The 13392-nt window shown below is 34.3% G+C and carries 10 protein-coding genes; 5 read left to right on the forward strand and 5 right to left on the reverse strand.

Annotation, left to right across the window (positions count from 1 at the left end; all coding sequences use genetic code 11):
- Window positions 1–67 precede the first annotated feature (67 nt).
- The gene (locus H3S74_RS03665) at window positions 68–1027 is read left to right on the forward strand and encodes a LysR family transcriptional regulator (protein WP_198247243.1); all 960 of its coding nucleotides are present in this window, start codon (window positions 68–70) and stop codon (window positions 1025–1027) included.
- A gap of 73 nt (window positions 1028–1100) precedes the next feature.
- On the opposite strand, the gene H3S74_RS03670 is transcribed toward H3S74_RS03665, so the two are convergent.
- Both H3S74_RS03670 and H3S74_RS03675 read right to left on the reverse strand, forming a co-directional pair.
- Window positions 1101–1634: a hypothetical protein gene (locus tag H3S74_RS03670; protein WP_198220317.1), complete on the reverse strand. Its 534-nt coding sequence runs from the start codon at window positions 1632–1634 to the stop codon at window positions 1101–1103.
- Window positions 1635–1807: 173 nt separating this feature from the next.
- Window positions 1808–2722, reverse strand: a complete 915-nt coding sequence (locus H3S74_RS03675) for a hypothetical protein (protein ID WP_198247244.1) — start codon at window positions 2720–2722, stop codon at window positions 1808–1810.
- 997 nt (window positions 2723–3719) lie between these two features.
- On the opposite strand from H3S74_RS03675, the gene H3S74_RS03680 reads away from it, so the two are divergent.
- Together H3S74_RS03680 and H3S74_RS03685 are read left to right on the forward strand one after the other, a co-directional pair.
- Entirely contained in the window at window positions 3720–4214 is a 495-nt protein-coding gene (locus tag H3S74_RS03680) for a GNAT family N-acetyltransferase (RefSeq protein ID WP_198247245.1), read from the forward strand.
- A gap of 47 nt (window positions 4215–4261) precedes the next feature.
- Window positions 4262–4990: a rhomboid family intramembrane serine protease gene (locus tag H3S74_RS03685; protein ID WP_198247246.1), complete on the forward strand. Its 729-nt coding sequence runs from the start codon at window positions 4262–4264 to the stop codon at window positions 4988–4990.
- Window positions 4991–5038: 48 nt separating this feature from the next.
- Here the strand turns inward: H3S74_RS03685 and lolE are convergent, their stop codons facing one another.
- The 3 genes from lolE to lolC are packed head-to-tail and all read right to left on the reverse strand — an operon-like array spanning window position 5039 to window position 8191.
- A complete protein-coding gene (gene lolE / locus H3S74_RS03690) occupies window positions 5039–6277 on the reverse strand; it encodes a lipoprotein-releasing ABC transporter permease subunit LolE (RefSeq protein WP_198247247.1) in 1239 nt (412 codons plus the stop codon).
- A 20-nt stretch (window positions 6278–6297) separates the two neighbouring features.
- The gene (lolD, locus tag H3S74_RS03695; protein WP_198247248.1) at window positions 6298–6996 is read right to left on the reverse strand and encodes a lipoprotein-releasing ABC transporter ATP-binding protein LolD; all 699 of its coding nucleotides are present in this window, start codon (window positions 6994–6996) and stop codon (window positions 6298–6300) included.
- Window positions 6989–8191: a lipoprotein-releasing ABC transporter permease subunit LolC gene (lolC, locus tag H3S74_RS03700; RefSeq protein WP_198201121.1), complete on the reverse strand. Its 1203-nt coding sequence runs from the start codon at window positions 8189–8191 to the stop codon at window positions 6989–6991. Before lolC ends, lolD begins: the two co-directional genes overlap by 8 nt.
- 159 nt (window positions 8192–8350) lie before the next feature.
- Between lolC and mfd the strand changes: the two genes are divergently transcribed.
- A complete protein-coding gene (gene mfd / locus H3S74_RS03705; protein ID WP_198247249.1) occupies window positions 8351–11812 on the forward strand; it encodes a transcription-repair coupling factor in 3462 nt (1153 codons plus the stop codon).
- Between the two features lie 32 nt (window positions 11813–11844).
- Window positions 11845–13371: a DUF945 family protein gene (locus H3S74_RS03710; RefSeq protein ID WP_198247250.1), complete on the forward strand. Its 1527-nt coding sequence runs from the start codon at window positions 11845–11847 to the stop codon at window positions 13369–13371.
- The last annotated feature ends 21 nt before the right edge of the window (window positions 13372–13392 follow it).

A 13392-nucleotide genomic window follows, 5' to 3' on the forward strand; every position in this document is an offset into this window, starting at 1 on the left:
AAATCATATAAACAAATGCAAAAAACAAAGTTCTCATTCATAATAATAATCTAATTTAGATAGATAAATGACACAAACGCTTACAACTCAGCGAAATAGTTTATTAGGGATAGTAAAATTTATGGACATCTATAGCAAAAGATTACCAACGATTAAACAATTACAATATTTTATTGCTGTTTGTGAAGAACTCAGTTTTACTGGTGCAGCTGAAAAACTGGGCATTAGTCAACCCCCTCTTTCAACTCAAATTAGAAATTTAGAAGACAAGTTACAAAGCACATTATTTTTGCGAAACTCACACAACGTTGTATTAACCAAAGAAGGGGAAATATTAAAATCAAAAGTAACACAATTATTAAATGATCTTTGCTCTATCACTAAAGCAACTAAGACAAGTATTCTTGAAAAGGTCACGGTAGGGACAACAAAAACCTTATCTTTTGATTATATTCCTTTCTTTAAATTATTTTTGTCAGAATTTAGAGATGAGACTAAAATATATAAGCATAACTATACTTCGAAAGAGCTACTTCTTGAACTACAAAAAGGCAATATTGATTTTGCAATTGTCTCCGATTACCCAACTAGAGATTTTAGCGAAAACTCATTACTCATTTATCAAGAACCAGTAACATTAGTATTACCGGCAAGTCATCCATGTTGTCAACAAAACAAAGTAAATCTTGATGATGTCACTGATTTACCATTATTTTGGTTTAAACAACAAGTAAATCCTTTTTTTTACGATCAATGTGAACAAGTATTCAATAAACTCGCCCATCCACTATCTCGTCGAGCCGAACTTGCAGATAATTTATCTATGCTGCTAGAGGTTGCATTAGGTAAAGCAATGATGCTTCTACCACAATCAATGGCACAAGCTAAAGTTGAAGGAGTTACCTATAAAAAATTGATCTCAAATCAAGATAAAAGATTAAAAATAAATATTTATCTGATTTGGCGTAAAGATTTAAAAATCACCGCAGTTAATCAGGCGATAATAAATTATTTTAAGCGAGGTTAATGTATTGAATGGCTTCATTAGGATTGCAAAAACCCCCTTTCCTCAAAATTTTCATTTTTTAATAAATTGGTATTTATCGTAATTTGCGTTGCAAACTTTCAATAAAGTTTTCTATAACAATATTGTTATTATATCCACGTTGCCAATTTCTTAAAAACATGATTTGTTTAGGATTTAGGTATATAGGCTTACCTTCAATTTCTACGCTTCGCTCATTTGAAAACAAATGCCCAGAAGTTAAATGTGAATCTAATTGTTGAGCAGTGATATTTCTATTTAAATTTTTATGCGTTTGAACAAAAAACTGCTTAAACCAATTATCATAATCAACTAAGTCATATTCACCAGTTAATTCATACCCCCAAGCAGTTTTGCGAATATTTTCAAAATGAAAATGTAAATTCCTTTTTGGAAAGGCACAATAAACAAAATGATATTGTTGGAATTTTCCAATCGTATGTGCTGATATTTTAAAATTATGTTGCAATATTTGCGTAACAATAAAAGCCGATTGATTATAGATTCGTAAAAAAGAACCTTCATCAATTAGGCTTAAAAAACCTTGTCTTTGACTAATTTCTAATTTGTCATTAATTTTAATGTTCATTTTTTATTCTGTTTTTTTCGGCGTGATAACGCTAATCGCGTCATCACGCCGGTGACTGGGTAACTTTCTTTTATATAGGACATTAAATTACAAATGTTTATAAAAAGGCATAACAACAGTTAAAGATATCTATATTACAAAATATGATATAACTTAATAGATAGACATTATTTTTAACCTCGACAAACAACATAATTTATCCATGGCTTTACTTTAACATTTGATATACCTACATGCCCACTATTTGGGTAAACGTCAAAAACTTGTTCATCATTTTGAATATCTTTAGTCCAATAAGGAATACTATTTAGCCAACGCCAAGCTGATTGCGGGTAGGTTTTCTCTGTTACATATCCCCATTCACCTAATACTGTTCCATCAATTGCACGTGTATAAACATTCTGTTCTTCAGAACCAATTGTAACCGACAAGTTATTGTATGGAGAGTTAGTTAATTCCTTACGCGTTAATAAATTACTCAATTGACCACATCTGTTAGACGCTTGTTCCCAAGTTCCTTTGAAATCACCTTGCGGATTAGCCCACACAGAATTAGGATTAAAGGAATAATCAAATTGTACAGCTGTATTACGAATTAGTTTAGCCCGTATTGTTACTTTTCCATCACCTGTTGGTTTACCATGTAACGTAACAAACCCCATTGCATCAATTGATACATTATTTCCAGGATTAGCCACTATACTATAACTATAATCACGCTGCGCTCCACTCATAAGTAACTGAAATTTTGCACCGGGAAATCCTGTTGTTGGAAATTTTTTACCATTAGAAGCAGTTGGATTAACTTTGAAGCCCATATTAGGAACAAAATCCTTGGAATAACCGCCTCCAGCTAAATAATGACGATTAGTTATCTTACCATTCCAACCTATATACTTTCCATTGTTATCAACACTGAACCACTGAGAATCAGGCTCTATAAATGATGAATTAGGTTTTACATAGCATAGTTCAGGTTTGGCTGCAATTTTATACGCTTTCTTTAATGTGACAAAATTACTTTTTCTTGGTATTCCATATTGTGAAATGGTTTGTACTTGATTAAGTATCTCTAACCTTAATGGCATTGGATAACCACTTCCACAACCAATTATCTTATTTTTATCCTTATCGGGAATTTTAACTCCATTTGCATCAAGCCACTGCCAAGTAGTTGTTGTCGTCGCGAATGGTTGAACTGGATCGATATTATCTCCATCGTTATCTCGATAATTCTTTTGTTTGTCTAGGGATTGATAATTTAATTGTTTTATAACAAAGTGATTAAATGTTAAATTACCATCAAACTCTTTTATTTCATCTTCTTTTATATTACCTGTTGATTCACTATAAAATACACCATTTACTGTAAAACCATGCTTATCTGCGGCTAATTTTACATTATCAACCTTAGGGCTAAATCCATGAATAACATTGACTGTAAAACTACTTAAACCATAAGCACAAGGTAATATTATTGGATATAAGAAAATAATAAGTAACTTTAATTTTAAAAAATGCTGGAAAGAATAGGATAATAAATTATCTAAACTTGAAAGGGGTTTAAATAATAATTGTAAAAAATTTGATATGCTTTTATTTGAATGCTGATATAAATATTTTTGTTTTAATAAATTACATGCCCGATGCCCGATGCCCGATGCCCGATGCCCGATGCCCGATGCCCGATGCCCGATGCCCGATGCCCGATGCCCGATGCCCGATTAAGACCACATTTTAACATATTTTCGCTAGTCCCTGCTATGATTTACATATATTTTTCAATTAAAACAATAAGATAAACATCTAACTTCATGTTTATTAGTTTAATAATCCATCAAACTAAAATCATTAAAGATGTGCATAGAATATTAATATAAAATTAATGATATGCAATAATTTTTTATGTAAACATTTGTTAAGAAAAAATTAAGCAATAATAAAAACATTACAGAAAAGCTTTTTTGAGTAACTTATTGTTACAATTTTGAAATTTTTCATATTTCGATCTATTTTAACAAATATTGCTTGCTAATAGTAAAGCCATTACAATGAGGAACAATTAATCACTTCTCTTTTATACTTATGATTACTTATGTTGATGCTACTTTAGATGATTTACCTTTTATAGTTGATGTTTATAATTCGACTATTGCCAGTCGTCAGGTAACGGCCGATTTGCAGCCGGTGTCGGTTGAAAGCCGAATTGCATGGTTTGAACAGCATAATTCGCAAAAACGTCCACTTTGGTTAATCAAATATCAAAATCAACCTTGTGGTTGGGTCAGTTTGTCATCTTTTTATGGTCGTCCAGCTTATGATAAAACAGTTGAGATAAGCCTATATATTCATCAAGATTTTAGAGGCAAAAAAATTGGTCAAACTGTTGTACGAGAAATTGAGTCATTTGCCAAACAAGTGGGTATTGACGCTATATTGAGCTATGTTTTTGGCCATAATGTTCCAAGCATTAAGCTATTCGAAAAAATGCATTATCAACAATGGGCATTACTGCCCAACATTGCTGAACTTGATGGTATCAAACGTGATTTAGTTATTTTAGGTAAACGATTTGATTAAATTAATCATCTAATTTAATGTGATTTTTTTAACGGAAACCTTAGCATATGTCTATCTTAAAAAATGTTCAACCGCTCTATAATCAAGCGAAAATTACCAGTATTTTAATACTGATTAATATAGCTTGTTTTTTTATTTCTCGACTACTTGATGATCGGGGATTCTCAACATTTAGTCAAAATAGATTCTTGATTGATTGGGGTGCTGATGTTGCTCAGTTAACTTTTTCAGGTCAATATTGGCGCTTATTTACTAATATTTTTATGCATGTTAGCTTAACCCATCTTGCTATGAATATGTTAGCATTGTGGAGTATTGGCATTATTCTAGAACGCTTGCTACCACCATTAGCCTTTATTGGCATTTATCTATTATCAGGATTATTTGGTAGTTTAGCCAGTGATGTTGCCACTATTAATCATAATGTCATTAGTTGTGGCGCATCAGGTGCAATTTTAGGAATTATTACGGCATTACTTGCGTATTGTTTAATTAATCGTACTGACTTACAAGAGATGCCAATCAAATCAATCCTAGTCAGTTTATTACTGACCTTTGGGTTAGGATTGCTACCTTCTATTGATAATATGGCACATATTGGTGGAGCTATCACTGGCCTTATTTTAGGCGGACTAATTAGTGTTTGTTTAGAAAAATTCCGCTATCAAAAACAGATCTGCACACTATTAATTATCACGATATTAATAATGTCATCTTTACTTTTATATTGGGGCTATCAGCATTATCAATTGATAAGTGGCTATCAATATTATTAAAAATAAGGCGCAAATCAGATATTGCGCCTTGTTTATGTTTCATTATCATTAATAGCTATTTAGCACGCGAGCCGGATCGATTTTACAAGCTCTTTGCGCTGGATAATAACTGGCAATCAAACTTAGCAACATGGCCGTAATAAATACCATGATGACATCCCAAAGATGAACTTCTGATGGTAAAAAATCAACAAAATAGATATTGCTGTTTAAAAATTTGTGTCCCATCATTGATTCAACCACTCCCATAATACTGGAAAGTTGCCATGCCAAAATAGATCCAAGCAATACACCAATCACACTACCGATTAATCCAGAAAGCACACCATACCAAATAAAAACGCGTTTTATTAGACGATTAGTCGCCCCGAGTGTTTTAAGAATAGCAATATCACGTTGTTTATCTTTTACCGCAATAACCAGCGTCGACACAATATTAAAACAAGCCACACCAATAACCACAATCATCGCTAAATACATAATTTGTCTAATCATTTGAATATCACGATACATGAAGCCAAAGGTATGTTCCCAACTATTAAAACTAAGATCTTCTTCCAGATTTAATGTTGCATGACCAATAATAGCACTAGCTTGATAGACATTATCAACATTAATCATCAACCCCGTGACACTGTCACCAATAGCAAGTAACTGTTGTGAATCAGCTAATGGCAATAAAGCAACATTGTTACTTAACGTACCACTTAGATCTAAAATACCGTGTACTTGCAAACGAACACGCCGAGGGGGCTTAAGTTGCTCAGGATTGTTTGATACAGGAATAAGTAAGGTAACCCACTGCCCTTCATTAACCGCTAATGATTTAGCTAATCCTGCTCCTAAAATGATTTGCTGGCTGTCAGCCTTAAAATCTTGCCATCTATTATTAAGGACATAGTTGGGTAATGAACTGATTTTCTGTTCTTGTTCTGGATCAAATCCTTGTACTTCAACAGCACCAAGCTTACTTCCATTTTCAATCAATCCGGTAAAACTAACATAAGGCGTCACCGATAAGATATTTTTGTTCTCTTGTAACTCGGTTTGAACATGCTGCCAATTATCTAAGTTGCCATATTGTGAATAAATTTGACCATGTGGTACTACCGATAACACCCGATCGTTGAGTTCTCGTTCAAAACCATTCATAGCGCTTAAACCAATAATCAATGCAGCAATACCAATCGCAATGCTCAAGGTTGAAATAATTGATATCAACGAAACCATGCCACTTTTACGGCGACCTTTACGAAATTTAATGGCTGTAATTAATGATAAATTCATATTTAATTATCCGTTCAGCTTTATTTCACAGAATTACAGGTAGACAACTGGCCATCACTCATAATCAATTGTTGATCAAGTTTATTCGCTAAAACTAAATCATGGGTAACAACTAAAAATGCCGTGCCATGTTCTCGATTAAGTTTAATTAACAGATCAAAAATGGCGTCAGCGGTCGATTTATCTAAGTTACCAGTTGGTTCATCGGCCATCACTAAAGCAGGATTATTAATTAAAGCCCTGCCTATTGCCACTCGTTGACGTTCACCACCAGATAACTCTGCTGGGCGGTGATTAGCTCGTTTAACTAAATTCACCGACTCTAACATTGCCATAGCCCGTTTTTTAGCCTCATTTGGTGAAGTACCGGCAATTAATAAAGGCATCGCCACATTTTCCAATGCGGTAAAGTCAGGAAGTAGATGATGAAACTGATATACGAAACCAATTTCTTGATTACGTAAATGTGCTTTTTCTTGTTCTGATAACCGATTAAGCTGTTGTGATTTAAAAATAATTTCACCTGAAGTTGGTTTGTCTAATCCACCTAATAGATGCAATAAAGTACTTTTTCCTGATCCTGAGCTACCAATAATAGCGAGTAATGATTGCGGATAAATATCAAATGAAACATTTTTTAGTACTTCAGTAACCATTTTGCCTTCTTTATAGGTTTTATAAAGATTTTTAGCTGAAAGAAGTGGCTGTAAATTATTCATAACGTAAAGCCTCCGCTGGTTGAATATTGGCTGCACGATACGCAGGATAAAGTGTGGAAATTAGTGATAACATAAGTAATCCGAAAATAATAAATACTATCTGTGAAGGCTCAACCAAACTAGGTAATTCAATACCAGCAAAGGATAATCCAAGCACTGACATCAATTCATTGAGATATGAAGCAAGTAACAGCCCTATGGCACTACCGAGTAAGGTACCAATGACACCAGAACTCGCACCTTGAATAATAAAAATCAGCATAATTTTAAAACGTGACAAGCCTTGCGTTTTTAAAATCGCTACTTCCCCTTGTTTTTCCATAACCAACAAACTTAATGAAGTAATAATGTTAAAAGCTGCCACAATCACAATCAAACTAATTAATAAACCCATTACATTTTTTTCCATCTTGATTGCTTGAAACAATTCACCACGTTTAGCTCGCCAATCAGTAAAAACTAAATCATCGGGTAACGAATGGTTAGTTACTGATGCGATTTCCAGTGGATGTGTTAAAAATAATCGCCAGCCACTAATATTATTCGCTGGATACCGTAATAAATTTTTGGCATCAGATTGATTGATATAGATTAACGCTTGGTTAATATCATGATTGACCGAAAATAAACCACTTATAGTAAATAAACGTTGTGAAGGAATGCGTCCAACTGGCGTTATCTGGCTAGCATCGGTGACCATTAAGCGAATTTTGTCACCAACCAAAACACCGAGTTGATTAGCCAATGTCTGTCCCAGTATCACATTATAGCTACCCGCTTGTAATGAATCGATTGAACCTGTATAAACATAATTTTCTATTGGATCATGATCCTCTACGGTGATACCCATTAAGGTACTAACCGTAATACTTTGCTGACTTTGTAATACCACATCACCGGTAATTATTGGCGTAATTCGTTCAACGCCAGGGATATTTTCAAATTGTTTCGAATGAATGACTGTTGTATCGATTCTTCCGGTTTTTGAAGTAATTTGCGCTTGGGGGAAAAACTTTAAGATACTATTTTGCATCTGATCTTCCAATCCATTCATTACCGACAAAACCACAATCAAACCGATAGAACCGAGCATGATGCCAATCATAGATAGCCAAGAAACAAAGCGACCAAACCCATCGGTTTTTTGCCCGTATACATAGCGTAAACCTATATAAAATACTAATGGACGAAATATTTTTGACATAATAGTTATAAAGTACCTAAAGTTTTCAATTAAGTTTAACCAGTTAAATTTTAACTGCTTATCATACAGGATTAAACAGTTATAGAAAACAACCATATAATTACGTTATAATCTTAGGCTAACTTTGTCGCAATTATCTATTATTCTAACATGTCAAAAACATACAATATTTCTAACATCATTCCTAAAAAATCAGCTGAAGTAAAACAAGTCGGTCAACTTGTTGGTTCTTCCCTATCCCTATTTTGTGCACAGGCCATTGCTGCGCACGATGGTTTAGTGGTGATTGTTACAGATGACATGCAACAAACAACTCGTCTTCATGAAGAGTTGAAACAATTTTCAACTTTCCCATCGATTTTTTTTCCCGATTGGGAAACACTCCCTTATGATAGTTTTTCGCCGCATCAAGATATTGTTTCCGAGCGACTATCTTGTCTTTATCAGCTAGGCCATTTAACTAAGGGTGCCTTAATCCTACCAATTAATACCCTTATGCAAAAAGTGTGTCCACAAAACTACTTAGGTGGGCATGTATTTATGATGAAGAAAGGCTTAGCCATAAGTCGTGAAAATCTGCGGTTACAACTTGAAAATGCCGGTTATCGTTCAGTCAGTCAAGTTATGGAGCATGGCGAATATGCTACTCGCGGTGCGCTATTTGATATCTACCCGATGGGTAGTGAGAAGCCATATCGTATCGACTTTTTTGATGACGAAATTGATAGTATTCGCACTTTTGATGTTGAAAGTCAGAGAACACTCGATGAAATTAATGAAATTCAACTTCTTCCAGCCCATGAGTTTCCATTTGATAAAACATCCATCGAATTATTTCGTAGTCAATGGCGAGAGCAATTTGAAGTGAGACTCGATCCTGAAAGTATCTATCAACAAGTCAGTAAAAATATTTTACCTACAGGTATCGAATATTGGCAGGCACTATTTTTTAACGAGCCACTTACTCCATTATTTTCTTACTTTTTATCCAATACGTTGATCATTAACACAGCAAATATTGAACAATTTGCTAATAAATATTGGCAAGATATTACCCAACGTTATGAAAGTCGCAAAGTCGATCCAATGCGACCATTGTTAACGCCAGCGGTAATTTGGTCAAAAACCGATGAAATCTTTGCCCATTTTAAACAATACCCTCGAATTACAGTATCACATTCTGAAATTATTGATTCAAACAAAAACATTAATTTACCATTTAGTTTATTGCCAGAGATTGCGATCCAAATTCAGCAAAAACAACCTTATTTACATTTTGAGCAATTTAGTCAAGATTTCCAAGGTAAAATTATCTTTTCTGTTGAATCGGAAGGCCGTAAAGATGCATTGCAAGAAATCTTAGGCCGAATGCGAATACATCCAACATCCATCTCACAACTTGATCAATTAGCCAATGCCGAAAATCGCTACTTTTTGATGATAGGAGCCAGCGAACAAGGCTTTATCGATCAGCAACAAAATTTCGCGTTTATCACTGAAAACGAACTATTAGGTCGTCGGGTTATTCGTCGAAAAAAAGAGAGCAAACAGGCAATCAATACCGATAGTTTAATTCGTAGCTTAGCCGAATTAACACCCGGTAAACCAGTGGTACATTTAGAGCATGGTGTTGGTCGTTATGCGGGTTTAACGACATTAGAAACTGGTGGTATCACTGCCGAATACCTTATACTGCTCTATGCAAATGATACTAAGCTCTATGTTCCTGTTTCATCACTAAATTTAATTAGCCGTTATTCTGGCGGTGATGAAGATAATGCCCCACTAAACAAGTTAGGTACTGATACCTGGAGTAAGGCAAGACAAAAGGCAGCCGAAAAAGTACGTGATGTTGCCGCTGAATTACTTGATATTTATGCTGAACGAGAAAGTAAACCCGGTTTTGAATTTAAACAAGATCGTGAACAATATGAGCTGTTTTGCCAAGCTTTCCCGTATCAAGAAACCGACGACCAACAAAATGCCATTGGTGCGGTTATTGGCGATATGTGCTCACCTTACGCAATGGATCGATTAGTCTGTGGTGATGTTGGTTTTGGTAAAACGGAAGTGGCTATTCGTGCCGCATTCTTAGCTGTGATCAACCATAAGCAGACCGCCGTATTAGTACCGACTACATTACTGGCCCAGCAACATTATGAAAGTTTTTGTGATAGATTTGCCAATTGGCCGATCCGTATCGAAAGTTTGTCTCGATTTAAAACCACTAAACAACAGCAAGCCATTATTCAAGAACTTGCTGAAGGTAAAATCGATATCGTCATCGGTACCCATAAATTATTACAAGAAGATGTAAAATGGAAAGATTTAGGCTTATTAATTGTCGATGAAGAACATCGCTTTGGTGTTCGTCAAAAAGAACGAATCAAAGCAATGCGAGCCAATATCGATATACTCACTTTGACCGCCACCCCTATTCCACGTACCCTAAATATGGCAATGAGTGGTATGCGTGATTTATCAATTATTGCCACACCGCCTGCGCGTCGATTAGCTGTAAAGACCTTTGTTCGAGAATCTGATGATTTAGTCATTCGTGAAGCAATTCTACGAGAAATTTTGCGTGGAGGTCAGATTTATTATCTACACAATGATGTCTCGGATATTGAAAAAGTGGCCGAAAAACTATCTGAACTCTTACCCGAAGCTCGTGTTGCTATAGGTCATGGTCAGATGCATGAACGTGATCTTGAGCGAGTTATGAATGATTTTCATCACCAACGATTCAATTTATTAGTATGTACCACTATTGTCGAAACTGGAATTGACATTCCCAATGCCAATACCATTATTATCGATCGTGCTGATAAATTTGGTCTTGCTCAGTTACATCAATTACGAGGTCGAGTTGGGCGTTCATATCACCAAGCTTACGCTTATTTATTGACGCCACATCCAAAATTATTAACTAAAGATGCTAAAAAACGCCTTGATGCTATTGCTACTTTAGAAGATTTAGGTGCTGGGTTTGCTTTAGCCACCCATGATCTTGAAATACGAGGTGCCGGTGAATTACTCGGTAGTGATCAAAGTGGTCAAATTGAAACAATAGGTTTTAATCTTTACATTGAATTACTTGATGATGCGGTTAAATCGCTTAAAGAGGGGAAAGAGCCTACCCTCGAATCACTACTTAATAATCAACAAACTGAAGTTGAATTACGATTACCAACCCTAATTCCGGATGATTTTATCCCAGACGTTAATACCCGATTATCACTATATAAACGAATTGCTAGTATTGAAAACCTAGATGAACTCACCGATATACAAGTTGAAATGCGCGATCGTTTTGGTCAATTACCCGATCCGGTGCTATTTTTATTAAAAACAACTAAAATCCGCTATCAAGCAAGTAAATTGGGCATTACAAAAATTGAATATGGTGAAAAAGGCGGCTTTATAGAATTTGGTTCTAACAACAAAATTTCAATAGATTATTTAATCGAAACGATTCAAAAATCGCCAAAAAATTATCGCCTAGAAGGTACAAATCGATTAAAATTGCTTAAATCTGATTTACAGCGAGTAGATCGTATTGATTATATTAAAAATTTATTAGCGGATTTTGCCGAGCATCAAGAAAACTAGCTAAAAAATATAACAGAATATAAAGAGTAAAAATGAAAAAGAAGACACTGGCTTTAGGCGTTATTGCTGTATTAGGTTTAAGTTATGTTGGTATTGCCTGGCATACTGGTAACGTGATTGAAAATGATTTAGATAAATCGTTAATACTAGCTACTGAGCAATTTAATAATAGCCAAAATATATTTAAAATTAACATCAGCCATTCTAATGATAAAAAACAGCTATTTTCAACCAAAACCCATATTAATATGACCTTATCCTCTAAAGATGGTAGTTTTGCTGAGGTATTTACACTAGCTGATAAGGATTTCACTATTCATCATGGCCCTTTCCCACTTGCCGCTTTAAAGCAAGGTATTTTTTCACCACAAATGGCTTGGGTGGAATTTGAAACTAGCAAAGAATCCAATCCTTCCGCATGGAAGACTAGTGATAATCAACCCTTTATTACCGGCTATATTAGTTTGGATTATAGTGAAAATATGATTGTAAAGCTTTTTAGCAAGGAAATCAGTCATTATAGAGAAATTGAAGATAATGTTAAATTTGAATACCAATTAGGCAAAGGTAGTTTTACATTTATTAGTAATATGGACTCAGCTATCCCTTCGATAACACTAGATTTAGATAAATTTCATACTCAAAAAACCGTTTACTATCTTACGTTAGATAAGCTTCACATTGATCTTGATGGCGAAAAACAGTCAACTATGATTGGTTATAATTTGCATTTAGATTCTTTAAAAACAAATTTAAGAGATATTTATCTTTATTATCTAGATGATTATGACTATGCCGAAACTGATAATGACACCTTTTCAATCGAGAATTTAAAGGCAAGTGGAACTATTGATTCCATCAATCAAAATATTACCTTAAATGCTAATCTTGATAAATTTACCCTAATTCCTGAGTCAGATGATGAACGCCCCTTCATCATATTAAACAAACTATCTATCAAACAAAAAACTGATTTAAGTGATACTCGAGTTCTTAATGGCTCATTTATTAGCAGTGTTGATTCAATCTTATATGGACAACAAAATTTAGGTAAAGCAGAAATAGATATTGATTATCAAGGTTTAGATAAAAAAATATTTGGCGAAGAATTTATCGATGAAGAAACTCACTATGATCAACCCATTAACAGTAAATTTGAGCTTAAAAATTTAAACTGGCGTAATGTTAATGGTGATGTCAATATTAAAGGATCACTTGATGTCGCAAAGCTTGATGATATTTATAGTCAAAATAATCCTTTAGATAGCATTAATAATCTTTCATTGCATGTTAATGCACCCCTTAATGTAATTGCCTACAGCTATGCCCAATATAATGATCCTCACCATAGTGAGCTCACTGAGCAACAGTTTAACGAATCGAAAAAAACGGTCCAAAAAAACTTGGTATATATGTTCGATGATTCTGCGATATTTAAATTTAGCAAAGGTGAAGAACAAGGTTTATTTATCGATATTGATATACTTAAAGACACTAACGAGGCTAATATTAATGGTCAAATTTATAACAAAAGTGAGGTTTTAGATCTTTTTGAATAATCAACAAAAGGCGATACATCA

Source organism: Gilliamella sp. W8126 (assembly GCF_016102185.1).
GTDB lineage: Bacteria > Pseudomonadota > Gammaproteobacteria > Enterobacterales > Orbaceae > Gilliamella > Gilliamella apis_A.

Excerpts from the sequence above, each read along its gene's own strand:
- H3S74_RS03670 (WP_198220317.1), bottom strand. The coding sequence starts at position 1,634 with ATGAACATTAAAATTAATGACAAATTAGAAATTAGTCAAAGACAAGGT.
- H3S74_RS03685 (WP_198247246.1), top strand. The coding sequence starts at position 4,262 with ATGTCTATCTTAAAAAATGTTCAACCGCTCTATAATCAAGCGAAAATT.
- H3S74_RS03675 (WP_198247244.1), bottom strand. The coding sequence starts at position 2,722 with ATGCCATTAAGGTTAGAGATACTTAATCAAGTACAAACCATTTCACAA.
- H3S74_RS03680 (WP_198247245.1), top strand. The coding sequence starts at position 3,720 with ATGATTACTTATGTTGATGCTACTTTAGATGATTTACCTTTTATAGTT.
- lolE (WP_198247247.1), bottom strand. The coding sequence starts at position 6,277 with ATGAATTTATCATTAATTACAGCCATTAAATTTCGTAAAGGTCGCCGT.
- H3S74_RS03710 (WP_198247250.1), top strand. The coding sequence starts at position 11,845 with ATGAAAAAGAAGACACTGGCTTTAGGCGTTATTGCTGTATTAGGTTTA.
- H3S74_RS03665 (WP_198247243.1), top strand. The coding sequence starts at position 68 with ATGACACAAACGCTTACAACTCAGCGAAATAGTTTATTAGGGATAGTA.
- mfd (WP_198247249.1), top strand. The coding sequence starts at position 8,351 with ATGTCAAAAACATACAATATTTCTAACATCATTCCTAAAAAATCAGCT.
- lolD (WP_198247248.1), bottom strand. The coding sequence starts at position 6,996 with ATGAATAATTTACAGCCACTTCTTTCAGCTAAAAATCTTTATAAAACC.